This is a genomic window from Micromonospora sp. CP22, from assembly GCF_009712475.1.
Classification (GTDB): Bacteria; Actinomycetota; Actinomycetes; order Mycobacteriales; family Micromonosporaceae; genus Micromonospora.
The window spans coordinates 23,219-42,882 of record NZ_VCJO01000026.1; the positions used below are offsets into that span (position 1 = coordinate 23,219).

The 19,664-nt window shown below is 73.0% G+C and carries 15 protein-coding genes; 5 read left to right on the plus strand and 10 right to left on the minus strand.

All coding sequences use genetic code 11. The annotated features are described in order from the left end of the window. Positions 1-108: 108 nt before the first annotated feature. The 5 genes from mptB (FF096_RS26890) to FF096_RS24450 all read right to left on the minus strand — a co-directional run bounded on the left by mptB (FF096_RS26890) (position 109) and on the right by FF096_RS24450 (position 9,025). Positions 109-1,917 (minus strand): polyprenol phosphomannose-dependent alpha 1,6 mannosyltransferase MptB, encoded by a 1,809-nt coding sequence (gene mptB / locus FF096_RS26890; protein WP_309223868.1) that lies wholly within the window; start codon positions 1,915-1,917, stop codon positions 109-111. 45 nt (positions 1,918-1,962) lie between these two features. Continuing rightward, on the minus strand, positions 1,963-3,375 hold the full coding sequence (gene mptB, locus FF096_RS24435; protein ID WP_309223869.1) for a polyprenol phosphomannose-dependent alpha 1,6 mannosyltransferase MptB: 1,413 nt from the start codon (positions 3,373-3,375) through the stop codon (positions 1,963-1,965). A 57-nt stretch (positions 3,376-3,432) separates the two neighbouring features. Then, positions 3,433-5,058, minus strand: coding sequence for a hypothetical protein (locus tag FF096_RS24440; protein WP_155221909.1), 1,626 nt, complete (start codon positions 5,056-5,058; stop codon positions 3,433-3,435). An 80-nt stretch (positions 5,059-5,138) separates the two neighbouring features. Then, the gene (locus FF096_RS24445) at positions 5,139-8,261 is read right to left on the minus strand and encodes a bifunctional [glutamine synthetase] adenylyltransferase/[glutamine synthetase]-adenylyl-L-tyrosine phosphorylase (protein ID WP_155221910.1); all 3,123 of its coding nucleotides are present in this window, start codon (positions 8,259-8,261) and stop codon (positions 5,139-5,141) included. Then, on the minus strand, positions 8,261-9,025 hold the full coding sequence (locus tag FF096_RS24450) for a type 1 glutamine amidotransferase (protein WP_309223870.1): 765 nt from the start codon (positions 9,023-9,025) through the stop codon (positions 8,261-8,263). The genes FF096_RS24445 and FF096_RS24450 overlap by 1 nt, the downstream gene beginning before the upstream one ends. A 210-nt stretch (positions 9,026-9,235) precedes the next feature. Here FF096_RS24450 and FF096_RS24455 point away from each other — a divergent pair, with 210 nt between their 5' ends. Continuing rightward, on the plus strand, positions 9,236-10,111 hold the full coding sequence (locus FF096_RS24455) for an LD-carboxypeptidase (protein WP_155221933.1): 876 nt from the start codon (positions 9,236-9,238) through the stop codon (positions 10,109-10,111). Between the two features lie 147 nt (positions 10,112-10,258). Then, a complete protein-coding gene (locus FF096_RS24460) occupies positions 10,259-10,798 on the plus strand; it encodes a hypothetical protein (protein ID WP_155221911.1) in 540 nt (179 codons plus the stop codon). 107 nt (positions 10,799-10,905) lie between these two features. On the opposite strand, the gene FF096_RS24465 is transcribed toward FF096_RS24460, so the two are convergent. Next, entirely contained in the window at positions 10,906-11,331 is a 426-nt protein-coding gene (locus FF096_RS24465) for a DUF350 domain-containing protein (RefSeq protein WP_309223871.1), read from the minus strand. A 113-nt stretch (positions 11,332-11,444) separates the two neighbouring features. Then, positions 11,445-12,794 carry a type I glutamate--ammonia ligase gene (gene glnA / locus FF096_RS24470; RefSeq protein WP_309223872.1) on the minus strand — a complete coding sequence of 450 codons (1,350 nt, stop codon included), beginning with the start codon at positions 12,792-12,794 and terminating at the stop codon, positions 11,445-11,447. Between the two features lie 203 nt (positions 12,795-12,997). On the opposite strand from glnA, the gene FF096_RS24475 reads away from it, so the two are divergent. The 3 genes from FF096_RS24475 to FF096_RS24485 all read left to right on the plus strand — a co-directional run bounded on the left by FF096_RS24475 (position 12,998) and on the right by FF096_RS24485 (position 16,403). Further along, positions 12,998-14,770 (plus strand): NAD+ synthase, encoded by a 1,773-nt coding sequence (locus FF096_RS24475; RefSeq protein ID WP_155221912.1) that lies wholly within the window; start codon positions 12,998-13,000, stop codon positions 14,768-14,770. A gap of 168 nt (positions 14,771-14,938) precedes the next feature. After that, positions 14,939-15,784, plus strand: a complete 846-nt coding sequence (gene panB, locus FF096_RS24480) for a 3-methyl-2-oxobutanoate hydroxymethyltransferase (protein ID WP_309223875.1) — start codon at positions 14,939-14,941, stop codon at positions 15,782-15,784. A 103-nt stretch (positions 15,785-15,887) separates the two neighbouring features. Beyond that, positions 15,888-16,403, plus strand: coding sequence for a hypothetical protein (locus FF096_RS24485; protein WP_155221913.1), 516 nt, complete (start codon positions 15,888-15,890; stop codon positions 16,401-16,403). A gap of 60 nt (positions 16,404-16,463) precedes the next feature. Here the strand turns inward: FF096_RS24485 and npdG are convergent, their stop codons facing one another. From npdG to FF096_RS27595, 3 genes are all read right to left on the minus strand, one after another. Beyond that, positions 16,464-17,162: an NADPH-dependent F420 reductase gene (npdG, locus tag FF096_RS24490; RefSeq protein WP_155221937.1), complete on the minus strand. Its 699-nt coding sequence runs from the start codon at positions 17,160-17,162 to the stop codon at positions 16,464-16,466. 237 nt (positions 17,163-17,399) lie between these two features. Continuing rightward, entirely contained in the window at positions 17,400-18,833 is a 1,434-nt protein-coding gene (locus FF096_RS24495) for an RNB domain-containing ribonuclease (RefSeq protein WP_155221914.1), read from the minus strand. Between the two features lie 80 nt (positions 18,834-18,913). Then, positions 18,914-19,531 (minus strand): histone H1-like repetitive region-containing protein, encoded by a 618-nt coding sequence (locus FF096_RS27595; RefSeq protein ID WP_375335385.1) that lies wholly within the window; start codon positions 19,529-19,531, stop codon positions 18,914-18,916. Positions 19,532-19,664 lie beyond the last annotated feature (133 nt).

Genomic DNA, 19,664 nt, shown 5'->3' on the forward strand with positions numbered 1-19,664 from the left:
ACTGCCACAGTCCGGTAGGGCTCCGGCGCAACCCGGCAGCAGCGGGGTGGGGGTGATCGGCGGGGTGGGGTGGTCAGCGGGGTGGGGGTGATCGGCGGGGTGGGGTGGTCAGCGGGGTGGGGGTGACGGGCGGGGGCGTTGGTTGGGCAGGCAGCAGGCGGCTGCGGTGAGCAGCAGGATGGTCATCCCGATCGCGCCCGGCGCCTTGGTCAGCCGGGCCAGGTTGGTGCCGTCCGGCAGGGCGAGGAACGACGCCAGCGCACACGGCAGTACGAACCAGACGGTCCGGGTCGCCGCCACCGCGAGCACCGCCAGCGGCCAGGTCGCGTACCAGGGGTGAAACACCGGCGCCAGCACCACGGTCACCCCCAACGCCACCCCCACCGCCCCCAACACCACCCCACTCCCCACCCCACTCCCCACCCCACTCCCCACCCCACTCCCCACCCCGCCCCCGCCCCCGCCCTTGCCCGGGTTGATCAAGAAGTTTTGGTCTCGACACGCCGGTCCAGAAGACCAAAACTTCTTGATCAACACGGGTGGGGGTGGGGGGAGGGTTTGGAGGGTGTGGAGGGTGTGGTGCCAGAGGAGGGGGAGGAGGGTGGCTAGTAGGGCTAGGCCTAGAACACGGGTTATCGGGACCGCGTCGGGTTGTCGGCCGGACAGTTCACCGACGTAGTCGACAACCATGCCGACGGCGGTCGGCGGCGAGGTCCACTGCACGGTGTCACCGCTGCGGCCCAGCCCGCCGAGCCAACCGGGCCCCAGACCGGTCAGCAGCGAGGGCACCAGCAGCCCGCCGACCGCCCCGACCCCCAGCAGGCCACCGTCCCGCAGCAGCGCCCGCACCACGGGCCGACCCCGTACGGCGGTCAGCGCCACGAACGGTAGCACCACCACGGCGGTGACCTTTACCGACACCGCCAGCCCGAGCAGCAACCCGGCCACCAGCAGCACCCCCACCGACGGCCGCCACCACGACCCGACCGACCACTGCCACGAACCAGCCGACGGCCCCCGACCCAAGCCAACCAACCGCCACCACGACCCGACCGACCGCCGCCACGAACCAGCCGAAGGCCGCCAACGCCGCAGCGACCCGACCGGCCGCCACCAGCGCGAGTCGACCGACGGCCGGCTCCGCGAGGTTCGCGGCGGTGGGGCGTTGCGGTGGACCGGTGATACCGCTTGCGGAGCATCGCGGCGGGTCAGCAGCAGCAGGGCCGGGAGTAGCAGGCCGAGCATCACCGCGTCGTTGTGCGCCCCGGCGATCAGGTGTACCCCGACCAGTGGACAGGCCAGCACCAGCCAGGTCGCCCGTCGGGGTGGTACCCCGGCCGCGCGGGCCAGGCCGGGCAGGCAGGCCGCCGCCGCCAGTACGCCCGCGAGGGCCAGCAGCCGCAACAGCAGCACGGTGCCGACCAACCCGCCACCGAGCACCACCGCCAGCGCGGCGAGCAGCACGAAGAACGGCCCGTACGGTGCCGGGGTGTCCCGCCAGACCGGTGCGACCGCCTCGACCCACGGGCAACCGGCCGCGGCCACTCCGGTGGTGTACGGATCACCACCGTCGGCGTAGATCCACCCCTGGCAGGCGTACGAGTAGACGTCCCGACTGCCCAGCGGGGCGGTGACCAGCAGCGGCAGCGCCCACCACCCGGCGGTGACGTACGCCCACCGGGTCGACGGCGCGCCGTCGCGTAGCGCCCACCAGGCACCCACCATGGCGGCTGTGCCGAGCAGCCACACCGTGACGGTCAGCGGGCCGACGTCGGTGTTCCAGAACCGGGTGGTGGCGGAATCGGGCAGGGCTCCCCCGAGGTACCCGGCGACCGCCAGCAGCAGCGCCCCGACCAGCCCGGTGTAGCGGGCCGCCCGGTCACGGGGACCGACGGGCCGGGCGCCGGGCTCGGTCACCGGCGGTACCTCTCCTTGAGTGCGGGTCGCCCCGCCGGAACCGGCCTACTCGACAGGCACCGGTCGGCGCGCCGCCGCTCGGGCCTCCTTCGCCGACCGTACCAAGCGGATCGTCACCACGATCACGAACAGCGTCATCAGGGGTGCACCGACCGTCTTGGTGTAGCGGGGCAGCCCGGTACCGTCGGCCAGCACCAGAAACGCGGAGACCACGGTCACCGCGCTGAACCACCAGGTGCGCTGCGCGGTGGCGGCGAGCAGGGCCAGCGGCCAGAACCAGTACCAGGGGTGGAACAGCGGGGCGAGCGCCACCGTCGCGGTCAACGCCAGCGCGGCGTGCCAGAGCGGGTCACGGTGCCGGGCCCGGAACCACAGCCACACCAGCAGACCCGCCAGCACCAGCACCGCGATGCCCCGGGTCACCGGCAGCGCGTCGATGTGCTGGCCGAACGGCAGCGCCAGGTAGCCGGCGGTCTGCCCGATGGCGGTCGGCGGCGAGGTCCAGGCGACCACCTCGTTGCCGTGGGACAGTCCGGTGATCCAACCGAGGTCCAGCCCGGCGGCGAGGGTCACCCCGAACAGCGTGGTCACGGCACCGGCGACCACCGGCGTACCGTGGCGCAGCAGCGCGCGCAGCGAGAAGCCGCCGGTGATCGCGGCGAGCGCCGCGAACGGCACCACCACCACCGCAGTCACCTTGATCGCGGCGGCCAGGCCGAGCACCACCCCGCCGACCAGCAGCGGCCAGGGCCGCCCGGGTCGGGCGACCACCACGGCCAGCCCGGCGACCATCAGCCCGACCATGAGGGCGTCGTTGTGCGCCCCGGCGATCAGGTGCACCCCCACCAGCGGGCTGGCCAACGCCAGCCAGAGCGCCCGGCCGACCGGTACGCCGCAGCGACGGGCCAGCACCGGCAGGCAGGCCGCGGTGAGCACCACGCCGGCCACCGCGAGCGCCCGGAACAGCGCGATGCTGCCGACCAGGGAACCGGTCGCGGCGACCACCGCGCCGGAGAGCACCACGAACAGCGGACCGTACGGCGCAGGGGTGTCCCGCCAGATGTACGACATGGTGTCCAGCCAGGGGCAGGGCAGCGTGGAGACCCCGTACTCGTAGGGGCTGATGCCGTTGGCGTAGCTCGCCCCCTGGCAGGCGTACGCGTAGACGTCGCGGCTGCCCATCGGCGGGGTCACCAGGAACGGCAGCGCCCAGAGCCCGGCGGTGACCAGCGCCCACCGGGCCGACGGCACCCGGTCACGCAGCGTCCACCACGCCACCGCCATGGCTGCGGTACCGAACAGCCACAGCCCGATGATCAGCGGCCCGTTCGGCCCCAGCCAGATCTTGACCGGGTTCGGCCGCAGGTCCCCGCTGGGCAGGGCGCCGCCGAGGAACGCCGCCACGGAGAGCATGATCGATCCGGCCAGTCCGGTCCAGCGCACGAGGTGATGGGGCACGTCCGTCATGCTGCCAGCAATCGTGAGCGCGGTACGGAGGTGGGCTGTTGCCGGGCTTCAGGCCGACCGACAGTGACCGGACGGCCGCAGACTGCTGGTGATCTCGAAGGTGCCCGGATCGTGGGCCCGTACGGTGACCCAACCGTCCGCGCCTGGTCGCACGCAGCCCGCTGGTGACTTCAGGGACAGCCACCGGGACCACCGGACCCGGACGAGCACGTCGGCGGGCTCCTCGACGGTGAACCGCACACCGGCGTCGTCGGAGGCGACGAGCCGGGCCGGAGCGGAGACCAGCGGTTGCGGATCGAGCACCTGGTACAGCCGCCACCGGCCGGGGCGTCCGACCTCACGCAGGTACGGCTGACCGGCCAGGACCAGCGTCGCCTCGTCCCGGCCGTACCGGTCGAGGGCCGCGTCCGGTGCGACGGCGACGTAGCTGACGGCGTTTCGGCGCAGCCAGTCGCCGTACCGGGCGGCATCGAGGCTGCCGTCGTAGAAGAGGCCGTTACGTCCCGCGTCGACCTGCCGCTCCCAGCCCCGGGCCAGGGGCACGGCGGCGGCCACGTGGGCGCTCTCCCAGTGGTCCCGCAGCGGCACCACCTCGACCCGGCCCACCGGTGCCCGCCGGTCCAGCTCGTCCAGTAGAGGCTGGTAGAAGGCGGCGTAGACCGGTGCCGACCCTCGACGGACGATGTCGTTGGTCATCACCGGGGACTGCCACCAGAACAGCGCGACGAGCAGCGCGGCCAGCCACCGTCGACTCATCTCGGCGTAGGCCGCGACGACCGGCAGGGCGAAGAGCATCGGTAGCCGCAGCGCGTTCGAGCCGACCGGGCTGGGCAGGTAGTAGGCGGCGACCAGCAGCAGCGCGGTGAGCCCCGCGCCGACCCGCACGGCTCGCACCGGCACGAACGCGAGCACCACCACGACCAGCGCCAGGTTGACCCGCAGCGACTCGGCGGTGAACGGCTGCCAGCCACCGTTGCCGAAGAGCACCGCCATCGGTGCCACCGTCACCAGCGGTGCCAGGCAGAGGACCAGGGCGGCGGCTCCCGGCCGTCGACGCCGCACCAGGTCGAGGACCAGCAGGGTGCCGCCGGTGAGGCCGATGAACAGTCCTGCCACCGGGCTGGCCGCCGTGGCGAGCACCGCCGCCGCACCGGCGGCCGAGAGCTGCCACCGACACGCCGGCCGGGACACGGCCACCGCGCAGAGCGCGACCAGCGCCCACATCAGGCCGACGGCGAAGGTGATCCGACCACTGGCCAGGTTCCCCACCAGGACGACCGCACCCAGCAGACTGCCGAGCAGCGGACGGCGGGCTCCGGTCAACACCAGCAACCAGGCCAGTGCCACGGCGGAGAGCACCGCCGCGACCGCGCCGACCGTACGCACGCCCACCCATCCGCCGAGCGTCTGGGTGTAGAGGCTGTAGCCGAACTGGTTGACCCCGCCGTACCAGGAGAAGTCCAGCGGGGCGAAACCGTTGCGCTCGGCGAAACCCGCGCGGGCCATCTGCGCGGAGAGGTCGGTGCCCATCGGCGGGGCCAGCAGGAACAGGACCGCCAACACCAGCGACACCACCAGCGCGCCGACGACGGCCAGGGTCGGAGGGCCGCCGACACCTGACGAAGCACCGTTGCCGCGCGCGTCCGGGGCGGCGGCAGGGATGGGTGTCGACACCCGAGCAGTCGTACCACGACCGGCCGGGGTGTTAAGCAGGGGCCCCTGCTCTACCGCAGGCGTTAACAGGGTGCCCTTCCTTACATCTCCATGACGCGTTGGGTGGCGGCGCGGGAGCGGCGGCCGGTGCGCAGGTACTCGTCGAGGAACTCGCCCGGGTCGTCGCGGCCGAGCAGCCGGACCACGCCGGCCAGCTCCACGCCGTGCCGGGGCAACTGGTCGCCCGCGCGGCCCCGGACCAGCATCAGCGCGTTGCGGACCTGCGCGGCGAGGGTCCAGCCGGCCGTCATCGCCTCGGCGTCCGCCGGGTCGACCAGGCCCGCGTCCCGGGCGGCGGCGAGGGCGTCGAGGGTACGCGTGCCGCGCAGCTGCGGGTACGCGCCCGCGTGCCGCAGTTGGAGCAGCTGCACCGCCCACTCCACGTCGGCCAGACCGCCCCGGCCCAGCTTGGTGTGGGTGGCCGGGTCGGCGCCCCGGGGCAGCCGTTCGGTCTCCACCCGCGCCTTGATCCGCCGGATCTCGATGATCTGCTCCCGGGTCAGGCCGTCGGCCGGGTAGCGGATCGGGTCGACCAGCCGCTCGAACCGGGTGCCCAACTCGGCGTCACCACAGACACAGCGGGCGCGCAGCAGCGCCTGCGCCTCCCACACCCGCGACCAGCGGGCGTAGTACTGCTGGTAGGCGGCGAGGCTGCGGACCAGCGGCCCCTGCCGACCCTCGGGTCGCAGGTCGGCGTCGACACCCAGCGGCGGGTCCGGCGCGGGCATGCCCAGCAGTCGTCGTAGCTCCTCGGCGATGGCCTGGGCGGCGGCGCTGGCCGCGCTCTCGCTGACCCCTTCGGGTGGTTCGTAGACGAAGAGCACGTCGGCGTCGGAGAGGTAGTTCGACTCGTACCCGCCGAGCCGACCCATCCCGATCACCGCGAAGGTCAGCTCCGGCATGGCCGGCTGGCTGGCGCGGGCGGTCCGCAGCGCGGCGGCGAGGGTCGCGTCGGTGACGTCGGACAACGCGGTGCCGACGGCGGTGACGTCGGACAGCGGGGAGGCCGACCGGCCGCCGTCGGCGCGTCCCGGGGCGAGCGAACCGGCCCGGCTGAGCAGGTCGGCGCAGGCGAGCCGGAGCAGTTCCCGGCGGCGCAAGGCGCGCACCGCGCGGGTCGCCTCGACCGGGTCGCTGTGCCGGGCCGCGGCGGCGGTGAGGCCCTCGAAGAGCACCTCGCGCGGGCGGGGGCTCAACTCGCTCTCCTCGGCCAGCAGGCGCAGCGCCTCCGGCTCGCGGGTCAGCAGGTCCGCCACGTACCGGGAGGAGGAGAGCACCCGGGCCAACCGGCGGGCCACCGGCCCGGAGTCACGCAGCAGTCGCAGATACCAGGGGGTGCTGCCGAGCGAGTCGGAGACCTGCCGGTAGCTGAGCAGCCCCCGGTCCGGCTCCGGCGCGTCGGCGAACTCGCTGAGCAGCACCGGCAGCAGGGTGCGCTGGATGGCGGCGGTGCGGCTCACCCCGCCGGTGAGGGCCTGGAGGTGACGAAGCGCCCCGGCGGGGTCGGCGAAACCGAGGATCTCCAGCCGGTTGCGGGCCGCCTGCGGGGTCAGCCGCAGCCCGTCGGCCGGTACCCGGGCCACCGACTCCAGCAGCGGCCGGTAGAGCAGCTTGGCGTGCAGTCGGCGTACCTCGGAGGCGTGGGTGACCCACTCGGCGCGGAACTCCTCGACGGCGCTGCGGCCGGGGGTGGCGGTGTAGCCGAGCGCGGTGGCGAGCCAGCGCAGGGCACCCGGCTCGGTCGGCACGGTGTGGGTGCGCCGCAGGCCCTGGAGTTGCAGCCGATGCTCGACGGTACGCAGGAAGCGGTAGCCGCGCAGCAGCGCCTCGCCGTCGGCCCGGCCGACGTAGCCGCCGGTGACCAGCGCGCGCAGCGCGGGGATGGTGCCGGGTGCCCGCAGCGTGTCGTCGCCCCGGCCGTGCACCAGTTGCAGCAGCTGCACCGCGAACTCGATGTCACGCAGCCCGCCCGGGCCGCGTTTGATCTCGCGTTCCAGCTCCTTCGGCGGGATGTTGTCGATGATCTTGCGCCGCATGGCCCGGACGTCCTCGACCGCCTCGGGGCGTTCGGCCGCCTGCCAGAGCAGGGGTGCCAGTGCGTCGATCCACTCCTGGCCGAGCGCCAGGTCACCGGCGGCCGGGCGGGCCTTGAGCAGGGCCTGGAACTCCCACGTCCGGGCCCAGCGCCGGTAGTAGGCCAGGTGGCTGGCGAGGGTCCGCACCAACGGGCCCCGGTTGCCCTCGGGGCGCAGGGCGGCGTCGACCGGCCAGGCGACCAGACCGCAGATGTGGATCAGTCGGGTGGCCACGGTGGTGGCGGCGGTCAGGTCGTCGTCCTCGGCCGCCACGAAGATCACGTCGACGTCGGAGACGTAGTTCAGCTCGCCACCGCCGCACTTGCCCATCGCGACCACGGCCAGCCGGGGTTCCCGGGTGCCCTCGGGCAGCTCCGCCACGGCGGTCCGGTACGCGGCCGACAGTGTCGCGTCGGCCAGCGCCGAGAGCGCGGCCATGGTCTGCTCCAGGCCACGCCCGCCGGTCAGGTCGGCCGCCGCGATCCGCAGCAACGCCAGCCGGTACGCCCGCCGCAGCACCGCGACCGGGTTGCCCTCGCCGGACAGGTCGAGGCTGCCGTCCGCGGTCGGGGCGAGACCGTCCGGTTCGGTGCGCAGCACCGACCAGTGGTCCGGGTTGGCCACGAGGTGGTCGCCGAGCGCCGAGGAGGCGCCCAGCACGGCGAGCAGCCGCCGACGCAGACCCGGGTCGTCGTGCAGCGCGGCCAGCACCGCAGAACCCGCCCCGATGCCCCCACCGGCACCGGCGGCAGCGCCCGCGTTGCCGCCGGTCGCGGTGGCCTGGCCGGGACCGGCACCGCGCTGCCGCACCGCACCGCCCGTGCCGGTGCCGTTCGGCCCGGCCGAGGCGCGCTGCTCCGCCTCCACCAGTCGGTGCAGTTGCCGCAGCGCCAGGTCGGGGTCGGCGACCCGGGACAGCGCGGTGAGCAACTCCTGGGCCTGCTCGTCGATGGGTTCCTGGCTCTCGGGCCGCCACAGGTCGAGCCCGTCCGGCCCGAGCAGGTCGGCGGCGCGAGCGCCCGCGTCGTCGTCGGTCACGCCAAAGCCGTAGCGGGCGAGTCGGCCCGTGGCGCTGGTCGGCCGTCCCATCAGTGCCCGAGCAGCGGCAGGCTGCGACGCGATCCGTCTTCCAGCTCACCGAGGGCGAGCGCGGCGAACCGCGCCGCGAACGGCTGCCAGACCTCCTCGACGTCGGCCATCACCGCGTCACATGCGGAGATCACCAGCTGCGGGTCGTAACCCAGCTCGGCCAGCAGCGCCGAGTCGGTGGCCCACTCGGCGATCATGGCGGTGTCGCACTCGATGTGGAACTGCAACCCCCAGGCCCGGTCGCCGAGGCGGAACGCCTGGTGCGGATAGCGGGTGGAGGCGGCCAGCAGGGTGGCGCCGGCGGGCAGTTCGGTGATCTCGTCGGCGTGCCACTGCAACACGTCGGGGATCAGCGGCACATATCGGAAGAGCGGGTCTTTCTCGGCCGCGTCGCGCCGTCCCACCACGCCCGGTCCGGCCTCCGGCCCGGACGGGCTGCGCTCGACGGTGCCGGCGTGGGCGGTGGCCAGCAGCTGAGCGCCGAGGCAGACGCCCAGGGTCGGCACCCGGTGCCGCACCGCCTTGCGGAGCAGCTTCTCCACGGCCGGGAACCAGGCCGCGCCCGGCCGACCGTCGACCAGCGGGTATGCCTGCTGGTCACCGCCGAGCACCACCAGGGCGGCGTGCCCGTCCAGGTCGGCGGGCAGGGCGTCGCCCGCGTGCGGGCGGACCACCGACAACTCCAACCCGGCTTCGGTCAGCCACTCCCCCAGGCGGCGCGGGTCGTCGGTCGGGTCGTTCTCGATCACCAACGCAGTTGCCACACCGTCGAGGCTATCCGGTCCGGCCGATCCGACCAGCGTGAGGGGATCGTGCCGGGTCGTCGGCTCCGACACGGCACGCCGCCGCTCGTCCGGTTCCGGCGCGCTCGGTGAGCCCACCCGGCCACCGCACTAGGCTGTCCCGCTGTGTCCGACCGCAGTACGCCCGACGACGTCGTACGCCCGCCTGCCCTGCGCCCCGGTGACACGGTGATGCTGGTGTCGCCGTCCGGACCGACCCGGCCGGAACGGGTGGCCCGGGGCCTGGAACTACTCACCGGCTGGGGCCTGCGGCCGGTGCTCGCGCCCAACGCGTACGCCCGGCAGGGCTATCTGGCGGGGCCGGACGAACTGCGGGCCGCCGACCTGAACACCGCGTTCGCCGACCCGGAGGTGCGGGGCGTCATCTGCACCCGGGGCGGCTACGGGGCGCAGCGGGTGGTGGACGCGATCGACATGGCGGCGGTACGCCGTGACCCGAAGGTGGTCGCCGGGTTCTCCGACATCACCGCGCTGCACCTGGCCCTGTGGCGGGGTGCCCGGTTGGCCGGGGTGCACGGTCCCGGTGCGGCCTGGCGGGACGAGCGCACCCCGCTGGCCTCGGCCGAGTCGCTGCACGCGGCGATGACCAGCACCGAGCCGGTCACCGTACGCGCCGTCGAGGACGAGGAGACCTTCGGCGTACGCGTCGCGGGGCGGGCCACCGGCCGACTGTTGGGCGGCAACCTCTGCCTGGTCGTGGCCTCCCTCGGCACCCCGGACATGCCCGACCTGACCGGCGCGGTGCTGCTGTTGGAGGAGGTGCAGGAGCCGCCGTACAAGGTCGACCGGATGCTGACCCAACTGCGCCGGGCCGGCGCGCTGGACGGGCTGGCCGGGGTGGCCGTGGGGCAGTTCACCGACTGCGCCGACGGCTGGGACACCACGGTGACCGACGTGCTCGTCGAGCGCCTCGGTGACCTGGGCGTGCCGGTGCTCGGCGGCCTGCCGATCGGTCACGGTCCGGGTCAGCTCACCGTGCCGTTCGGCACCCGCGCGACCCTCGACGCCGACGCCGGTACCCTCACCGTCACCGCCGCCGTCCGCTGACCCTTCACCCGATGTGTCCGGATCAGTGCTCGAAATTGCCAGCGCGTTGACAGCTTCGCCACGGTTGCCGCCCAGCCGGACCGGCCACTGTCGGTGACGTCACCGCAGCACGGTGACCTCACCGTGTCACGACGAGTTGGAGGAACGATGTCCCGCACGATCTCGAAGAAGAACCTGCTGGCCGGTCTGGCCGTGGCGGGCGTACTCGGCGTGGGGATCGCCGCTCCCACCGTGGCGCTGGCCGACGACGAAACCACCCCGAGCGCCAGCACCAGCAGGGCGGACCAGGGCGATCCGCAGGAGCCGCGCGCCGCGCGGCACGCTCCGTTCGCCGAGGCGCTGGCCGCGGAGTTGGGCGTACCGACGGAGAAGGTGACCGAGGCGCTGGAGGAGCTGCGCGAGCAGCGCCGCACGGACCACGAGGGCCGCCGGGGTCTCCTCGGGCGCGGCCACGGCGCCGAGGGCCACAAGCGCGGCGAGCGCGGCGACGGTGCCGAGGGCCGCAAGCCCGGTGAGCGGCGGACCCCGCCGTCGGCCGAGGAGCGCAAGAAGGCGCTGACCGAGCGGCTCGCGCGGGCGGTCGAGGAGGGCAAGCTGACCCAGGAGCAGGCCGACGCCATCACCGCCGCCGTCGAGGCCGGTGTCTTCGGTGGCTGGGCCGGCGGGGGTCGACCGGCCGGCAAGTAACGCCGCACCCGAGGGTGGTCGGCCGCGCTGCCGCCGGGCACGGTCGGCCGCTGCCGTCCGAGGTCGGCCCCGCACTCGCGGCGGGGCCGACCAGCGGCGAGTCCGCGTCAGGCGATGCAGGCGCAGACGATCAGCGCGGCGCCGAAGTGGCTGGCGGCGCTGACCCGGGCCACCGGGTGTGGCTCGTCGGCGCAGATGACCTCGCCGAGCCGTCCCGGCGTGAGCAGGTCCAGCACGAAGAAGGCCAGCGCCATGATGACCAGACCGATCAGCCCGAAGATGATCGTCGAGGCCAGCCCCTTGGCGAAGTCGCTGTAGCTGGTCAGGATCGCGGTGAAGACGATGCCGGCGACGCCGAGCTGGTTGGCGGCGAGCAGCAGGCCGGCGTTGGTGTTACGGCGAATCCAGATCAGCTCCCGCAGCTTGCCCGGAGTGAGCAGATCGACCAGGAAGAAGCCGGCGGCCATCAGGCCGACTCCGACAACCCCGAACACCACGCTCTGCCAGGCTCCGCTGAGCAGGTCCTCCAGCACCGACTGCCTCCCGACGAATCTCCGGCCGACGGACGCCGGCACGGTGATCGAGACGATAGCGGCACCCCGCAACGCCCGGCTGCCCGGTGACGGGCCGCCGGGCGGACCAGCGGTTACAGCGACAGGTAGTGCTGACGCTCGTACGGGGTGACCTCGCGGCGGTACTGCTCCCACTCGGACCGCTTGTTGCGCAGGAAGAAGTCGAAGACGTGCTCGCCGAGCACCTCGGCGACCAGTTCCGAACCGGCCATCACGTCGATCGCCTCGGACAGGTTCTCCGGCAGCGGTTCGTACCCCATCGCCCGCCGCTCGGCGCTGGTCAACGCCCACACGTCGTCCTCGGCGCCCGGTGGCAGCTCGTACCCCTCCTCGATGCCCTTCATCCCGGCGCCGAGCAGCACCGCGAAGGCGAGGTACGGGTTGGCGGCCGAGTCGGGCGAGCGGATCTCCACCCGGGCCGAGTTCGGCTTGCCGTACGCCGGGACGCGGACCAGCGCGGAGCGGTTCAGGTGCCCCCAGCAGACGTACGCCGGGCTCTCGGTGACCCGGTCCGGCAGCGCCTGCGGGAACAACCGCTTGTACGAGTTGACCCACTGGTTGGTGACGGCGGTGTACTCCCGGGCGTGGGCCAGCAGCCCGGCGATGAACGCCCGCGCCACCTTGGACAGCTTCATCGGGTCACCGGCGTCGTGGAACGCGTTGCGCTCCCCCTCGAACAGCGACAGGTGGGTATGCATGCCGCTGCCCGGCTGGTCGGTGAAGGGCTTGGGCATGAAGGTGGCCTGCACGCCGGTGGAGAGCGCCACCTCCTTGACCACGTGCCGGAAGGTCATGATGTTGTCGGCGGTGGTCAGCGCGTCGGCGTACCGCAGGTCGATCTCCTGCTGGCCGGGGGCGACCTCGTGGTGGCTGTACTCGACGGAGATGCCGATGCGCTCCAACGCGAGCACCGCCTGACGGCGGAAGTCACGGGCCACCGCGTGGGTGGTGTGCTCGAAGTAGCCGCCGGTGTCCACCGGCACCGGCACCGAGCCGTCCATCGGGCCGTTCTCCAGCAGGAAGAACTCGATCTCCGGGTGGGTGTAGAAGGTGAAGCCCTTGTCGGCCGCCCGGGACAGCGCGCGGCGCAGCACGTGACGCGGATCCGCCCAGGACGGGCTGCCGTCGGGCAGTGAGATGTCGCAGAACATCCGGGCGCTCTCGCCGCTGACCCCACCCTCGAACGGGAAGACCTGGAAGGTGGTCGGATCGGGCACGGCGACCATGTCCGACTCGAAGACCCGGGCGAACCCCTCGATGGCCGACCCGTCGAAGCCGATGCCCTCCTCGAAGGCGGCCTCCAACTCCGCGGGGGCGACCGACACGCTCTTGAGCGTGCCGAGCACGTCGGTGAACCACAGCCGGACGAACCGGATGTCCCGCTCTTCCAGCGTACGGAGGACGAACTCCTGCTGACGGTCCACTTCCCCAACCTTCCGCGACACTCTATGTCCGGCTGCGGTCGGACTATGCCCGACCTGACCGACCAGTCTCCATCGACCCGATTACGCAGACGTTAACCGAACCGCGGCCATTGCGTCCCGTCCCGTCCCGACCGGCGGTCGGGCCCGGTCGTACCGCCCCATGCCGACGTGTCGGCCCGGTGCCGCTGGGGCAAGATGAGGACATGCCCACCCTGCGTCTCGCCCTGTGCCAGGTCAACCCCAGTGTCGGTGACCTCACCGGCAACGCCGGTCTCGTCCGGGCCTGGACCCGCCGGGCCGCCGACTCCGGCGCCCAGCTCGTCCTGTTCCCGGAGATGATGCTGACCGGGTACCCGGTGGAGGACCTCGTCTTCCGGAGTTCCTTCGTGGCCGCCTCCCGGGCGGCGCTGGACCGGCTCGCCGCCGATCTGGCCGCCGACGGTCTGGGCGAGCTGCCGGTGGTGGTGGGCTACCTGGACGCCGACGGTCCGTCGCAGCTCGGCGCGGACGCCCAGCCGGGCCGGGGCACCCGCAACGCCGCCGCGCTGCTGCACCGTGGCGCGGTGGTCGCCACCTACTTCAAGCACCACCTGCCCAACTACGGCGTCTTCGACGAGGACCGCTACTTCGTGCCCGGGGACATGCTCACCGTCGTCCGGCTCGGCGAGGTGGACGTGGCGCTGACCATCTGCGAGGACCTCTGGCAGGCCGGCGGGCCGTTCGCCGCCGCCCGGCGGGCCGGGGTGGGGCTGGTGGTCAACATCAACGGTTCGCCGTACGAGCTGAACAAGGACGACGTGCGACTTCCGGTGGTCCGCCGCCGGGCCGCCGAGGCCGGTGCCACCATCGCCTACGTCAACATGATCGGCGGCCAGGACGAGCTGGTCTTCGAGGGCGACTCGATGATCGTCGCGGCGGACGGGACGGTGCTCGCCCGAGCACCGCAGTTCGTCAACCACCTGCTCGTGCACGACGTCGACCTGCCCGCCGCCGACGAGGCCAGCGCCGAGCCCGGCGCGGACGACGATCAGGTCACCGACGGGCTACGGGTGGTCCGTCGTACCGTCGAGCAGATCCCGCCCTCGCCCACCGGCCCGGCGGCTGTCGGCGGCCTCATCGAGCCGGTGGCCGACGAGGCCGAGGTGTGGCAGGCGCTGGTGCTCGGCCTGCGTGACTACGTCGAGAAGAACCGTTTCCCCTCGGTGGTGCTCGGGCTCTCCGGCGGCATCGACTCGGCGGTGGCGGCGGCCATCGCGGTGGACGCCATCGGCGGCGACCGGGTGGTCGGTGTCTCCTTGCCCAGCCAGCACTCCTCGGAGCACAGCCGCACCGACGCGGCCGACCTGGCCAAGCGGACCGGACTGGACTACCGGGTGGAGCCGATCCAGCCGATGGTGGACACCTTCCTGGCGAACCTGTCGCTCTCCGGCGTCGCGGTGGAGAACCTCCAGGCCCGGGTACGCGGCGTCATCCTGATGGCGTTGTCGAACCAGGAGGGCCATCTGGTGCTGACCACCGGCAACAAGAGTGAGCTGGCGGTCGGCTACTCGACGCTGTACGGCGACTCGGTCGGCGGCTTCAACCCGATCAAGGATGTGTGGAAGACCCTGGTGTGGCGGCTGGCCAAGTGGCGCAACGCCGAGGCGGTACGGCTGGGGCAGACCCCACCGATCCCGGAGAACTCGATCGGCAAGCCGCCGAGCGCCGAGCTGAGCCCGGGGCAGCTCGACAGCGACTCGCTGCCCGACTACGACGTGCTCGACCCGATCCTGATCGGCTACGTCGACGGTGACCTCGGCCGGGACGGCCTGATCGCCTCCGGTCACGACCCGGCGGTGGTGGACAAGGTGCTGCGGTTGGTGGATACCGCCGAGTACAAGCGTCGCCAGTCCGCGCCGGGCACGAAGATCTCGATGAAGGCGTTCGGACGGGACCGGCGGCTGCCGATCACCAACCGCTGGCGCGAGGACGGCTGACCGCCCACGGGGCAGCTCGGTGGGCACGGGCCGGGGGCGGTTCCGGCCGGACGGTGGTGCCCGGCCGGAGTGACATCCTCCACTTCGCCCTGCCGTCGACCGCCCACCCGGTGGGACGATCGCGGCAGGACCCGGGGACCGCGTACGCGGCCTCGAGGAAAGGAGAACATCGTGGAATCCACATCCGGCGAAGTGACCGCCCTCTACGGTGGCCCGGCCACCCGTCGCGTCCGCACCCGCGACCTGCTCGCCGCCAAGGAGCGCGGCGAGAAATGGTCGATGCTCACCTCGTACGACCAGTACACGGCGGCGATCTTCGACGCCGCGGGGATCCCGGTGCTGTTGGTGGGCGACTCGGCGTCGAACAACGTGTTCGGTTACGAGACGACCCTGCCGGTGACCGCCGAGGAACTGCTGCCGCTGGTGCGGGCGGTGGTCCGGGCCACCCGGCAGACCCTGGTCGTCGGTGACCTGCCCTTCGGCTCGTACGAGGAGGGCCCGACCCAGGCGCTGCGGACGGCCGTACGGTTCATGAAGGAGGGCGGCTGTCACGCCGTGAAGCTGGAGGGCGGCCAGCGCTACGCCCCGCAGATCGAGGCGATCGTCGGTGCCGGCATTCCGGTGATGGCGCACATCGGTTTCACGCCCCAGCGTGAGCACACCATCGGCGGATACCGGGTGCAGGGGCGCGGCGACACCGCCGACGAGGTCCTCGCCGACGCGCGGGCGGTCACCGAGGCGGGCGCCTTCGCCGTGGTGCTCGAAATGGTGCCCGGCGACGTCGCCAAGCGGGTCACCGCCGAACTGCCGATCCCCACGGTGGGCATCGGCGCGGGCCCGGACACCGACGCGCAGGTGCTCGTCTGGCAGGACATGGCCGGTCTGCGCACCGGCCGGACACCACGCTTCGTGAAGCGGTACGCCGCCCTGGCCGACGCGCTCGACGAGGCCACCCGCCGCTTCGCCGACGAGGTCCGCTCCGGCCAGTTCCCCGCCCCCGAACACACCTTCTGAGTCCACCTCGTACCCGCCGCACGCCATCTCGGGCGGCGGCGGGTACGACACCACCGGAAGGTGAGGCGAGCGGGTTCGCCTGAAAACCGCTACGGTTTCGCTCGTGAGACGGGTCCGTACTGCTTTCCTTGCCCTGGCCTGCGCATCGCTGCTGGCGTTGACCGCCTGCGGTGACGAGAAGCCGACGACCGACGCCTCGCCGTCGGCCACGGTGCCGTCCGCCAGTTCCGCCCCGCCCGCCGAGGCCCCACCCAGCTCGGCACCGTCCACCGCCGCCGCGTCGGACGTGGTGAGCGACAAGGAACTCTGTCGGACGGCGAAGCAGGCCTCCGAGGAGATGAAGAAGAACCTGACGGCCGCGCTGAAATCCGGAACCGACACGTCGCCGGCCCTGTTCCAGAAGATCCTGTCCGGGTTGCAGAACGAGGTCATCAGGGTGGCTGCCACCGGTGCCACCGGCAGCAAGGTGGTCGCCGCGCTGGAGCGGTTCGCTGCGGAGGCCGGCAAGGCCGCCAACGCCGAGGATCCGGCCACGGCCGCAGACAACCCGGCCTTCGCCAAGGCCGGCCGTTCCGTCACCACCGCCTGCAAGTCCGCCGGGGTCGACGTCATCTTCTGACAGTTGCGTGGTGTGGCCCGGCCCGACCGCCGGGCCACACCCCTGTCGGTGGTCGTACCGTCAGAGGTCGGTGACGCGGACCCCGGCGTGCGCCTTGTAACGCTTGTTGATGGCGATCAGGTTCGCGGTGAACGCCTCGATCTGGTGGGCGTTACGCAGCCGACCGGCGTAGATGCCACGCATGCCGGGGATGTGGGCGGCGAGCGCGCCGACGATGCCGACCAGTTCCCGCTCCTCGGTGCAGATCAGCACGTCCAACTCGATGCGGTCGATCTCGGGATCGGCCAGCAGCGGGGCGCTGACGTGGTTGAAGGCGGCGCACACGCGGGAGTCGGGCAGCAGCGCGGCGGCCTGCTGGACGGCGCTGCCCTCCGGCACCGGCAGCGCGTACGGGCCCTGCTTGTCGAAGCCGAGCGGGTTCACACAGTCCACGACGATCTTGCCGGTGAGTGGTTCGGCGAGCGCCCCGACGGTGGCGGCGTGCCCGTCCCAGGGCACCGCGATGATCACCAGGTCGGAGCGACAGGCCACGTCGTCGTTGTCGGAACCGCTGACACTGCCGTCGGCCGGCACACCGGGCAGGGCGGCGATCTCGGCGGCCGACTCGGCGGCCCGCTGTGCCGAGCGGGAACCGATCAGCACCGTCAGCCCCGCCCGAGCGAACCGGTAGGCGAGCCCTCGGCCCTGGTCGCCGGTGCCACCGATGATGCCGATGGTGAGCCCGGAAACGTCGGGCAGGGTGCTCGGGTCGTATGCCATGGTCGCCATCCTCGCAAATCCCCCTGCCCGCCAGCAGCGCCCACCCCTGTGACAATCCCCCTGCCGCAGGGTCCCTCCCCGTTACCCCCGCCCCCGCCCCCTGCGGAGGCCCCCCCGCCCCCCTGCGGAGGCCCCCCGCCGCGTTGATCAAGAAGTTTGCGTCAGGAATCGCGCTCTCGCTGACGAAAACTTCTTGATCAACTCGTGCAGGGGGGTGGGGTGGGGGTGGGGGTGGGGTCAGGCTCGTTCGAAGGTGACGGAGCGGGTGGCGGGGTCGGCGGCGACCAGGCGTACCCGGACCCGGGTGCCGAGGGGCAGTTCACCGAGGCAGCGGGCGCGTACCGGCGGGTCGTCCAGGGCCACCGTGCCGCCGGGCGGACGGCCCGGACGGGCCTTGCCGTTCGTCGGCGCGTCGACGTCGAGCACCGCCGCGTCGAAGGTCTCCCCCACCCGGTCGGCCAGCAGCACCGCCTCGGTCAGGTCGATCGCGCCCCGAACCGCAGCGGACGCGGTGCGGTCGGTGGCCGCCATCACCGCGGGCAGCCGAGGCAGCGCCGCGCGGGCCCAGTCGGGCACCTCACGGCCGTCGTGCAGGGCCAGGCAGACCTCCGTGGCGTACCGGTCGGCCAGTCGTCGCAGCGGCGCCGTGACATGGGCGTACGCGGCCGCGACCCCGCCGTGTGTCGGCTGCTCCGGCGACTCGCCGTCGAACGGGGTGTACGCGGCCGACCGCATCAGCTCGGCCGCCTGGTCGATGAACGCGGCGGACCGGGGCTGCGCCGGGTCGAGCCGGAGCAGCAGTTCGCCGACGCCCACGTCGTCGGGCCAGTGCACGCCCAGCGGGGCGGCAGCGGCCCGTAGCCGCTGCACCGCCTCGGGCTTCGGCGCGGGCATGGTCCGCAGCAGGCCGATCCCGCCGGCCAGCATCAGGTCGGCGGCGGCCATCCCGGTGAGCAGGGAGATCTGCGCGTTGTGCTCCTCCATCGGCACCGGTGCCCGCAACACGAGCCGCCAACCGTCGCCGTCGGCTTCCACGTCCTGCTCGGGGATGGGCAGGTTGATCGCTCCCCGACGCAGCCCTCGGGCGGTGAGCAACTCACCGATCTCGGGCAGCAGGGCGATCGGCTCGGGTAGCCGACCCGCGTCGGCGTCCGCCTGCACCTGCGGGTAGGCCAGTTGGGCCCGGCTGCGGACCAGGGCGCGCTGCACCACCACCGCGCTGGTGCCACCGTCGGCGTCGAGGTCGATGGTCCACAGCACGGCAGCCCGGTCCACGTCGGGCAGCAGGCTCGCCGCGCCCTCGCCGAGCGAGTGCGGGTGCAACGGCAGGTTGCCGTCGGGGAGGTAGATCGTCTGCCCGCGACGCCAGGTCTCGTCCTCCATGGCACCGCCGGGACGTACGTGGGCGGCGACGTCGGCTATCGCGTACCGCACCCGGTAGCCGCCGCCGGATCGGCGGCTGAGATGCATCGCCTGGTCCAGGTCCCGCGAGCCGGGCGGGTCCACCGTGACCAGCGGGATGTCGGTGTGGTCGAGAGCGGGGCGGGGTGGGGTGGCGGCGGCCTCGTCGGCCTCCCGCTGCGCCGCCGCCGGGTAGAGCTCGGGCAGCCCCAGTTCTCGGCGCAGCGCCCCGAAGTCGATGCGCGGTGCCACGACACGTCGGATGACCATGGGCCAATCCTGACAGTGCCGGGCACCCCGCGCCCTCCTCCGAGTGACGGGTGGTCGGCGTACGCCGGGTCGGCGGGCGTCTACCGCGTGCTGCCGCCCCGCCCGGCGCTCCTGGCGGGCGCCTTCTTCGCCGCCGTCTTACGCGCCGCCGTCTTCGTCGCGGGTGCCTTCTTCGCCGCGGCCTTCTTGGTGGCGGTCTTGGTCGCTGGGGCCTTCTTCGCGGCGGTCTTCGTCGCCGGGGCCTTCCGCGCCGCCGCCTTGGTCGCCGGGGCCTTCTTCGCCGTCGCCTTGGTCGCGGAGGCCGTCCGCGCCGCAGTCTTGGTCGCGGAGCCCGTCCGCGCCGCAGTCTTGGTCGCGGAGGCATTCTTCGCCGCCGACGTGCGGGTCGACGCCGTCGTGCTCTTCCGGGCCGGGGCCTTCCGGGCCGCCACCGTCTTCGCGGGTGACTTCTTCGCCGCCGTCTTCGCGGGTGACTTCTTCGCCGCCGTCTTGCGCGCCGCCGCCTTCTTCGCCGCCGAGGTCGCGGTCCGCGCGGGGACGGTACGCGCCGCCGAGGTGCTCCGGGTACCCGTCGCCTTCTTCGCCGGGGCCGTCTTACGGGCCGGAGCGGCCTTCCTCGCCGCCGCCGTCGTCTTCTTCGCCGGTGCCGCCTTCTTCGCGGGCGTCGCCGTCTTCTTCGCGGAGACGGTCTTCTTCACCGTCGTCTTCTTCTCGGGGGCCGTCTTCTTCGCCGTCGCCTTCTTCGCGGGGGCCGTCTTCTTCGCCGTCGCCTTCTTCGCGGGGGCCGTCTTCTTCGCCGTCGCCTTCTTCGCGGGGGCCGTCTTCTTCGCC

Excerpts from the sequence above, each read along its gene's own strand:
- FF096_RS24475 (WP_155221912.1), top strand. The coding sequence starts at position 12,998 with ATGCCCACCCTGCGTCTCGCCCTGTGCCAGGTCAACCCCAGTGTCGGT.
- FF096_RS24460 (WP_155221911.1), top strand. The coding sequence starts at position 10,259 with ATGTCCCGCACGATCTCGAAGAAGAACCTGCTGGCCGGTCTGGCCGTG.
- npdG (WP_155221937.1), bottom strand. The coding sequence starts at position 17,162 with ATGGCATACGACCCGAGCACCCTGCCCGACGTTTCCGGGCTCACCATC.
- FF096_RS24495 (WP_155221914.1), bottom strand. The coding sequence starts at position 18,833 with ATGGTCATCCGACGTGTCGTGGCACCGCGCATCGACTTCGGGGCGCTG.
- FF096_RS24445 (WP_155221910.1), bottom strand. The coding sequence starts at position 8,261 with ATGGGACGGCCGACCAGCGCCACGGGCCGACTCGCCCGCTACGGCTTT.
- FF096_RS24455 (WP_155221933.1), top strand. The coding sequence starts at position 9,236 with ATGCTGGTGTCGCCGTCCGGACCGACCCGGCCGGAACGGGTGGCCCGG.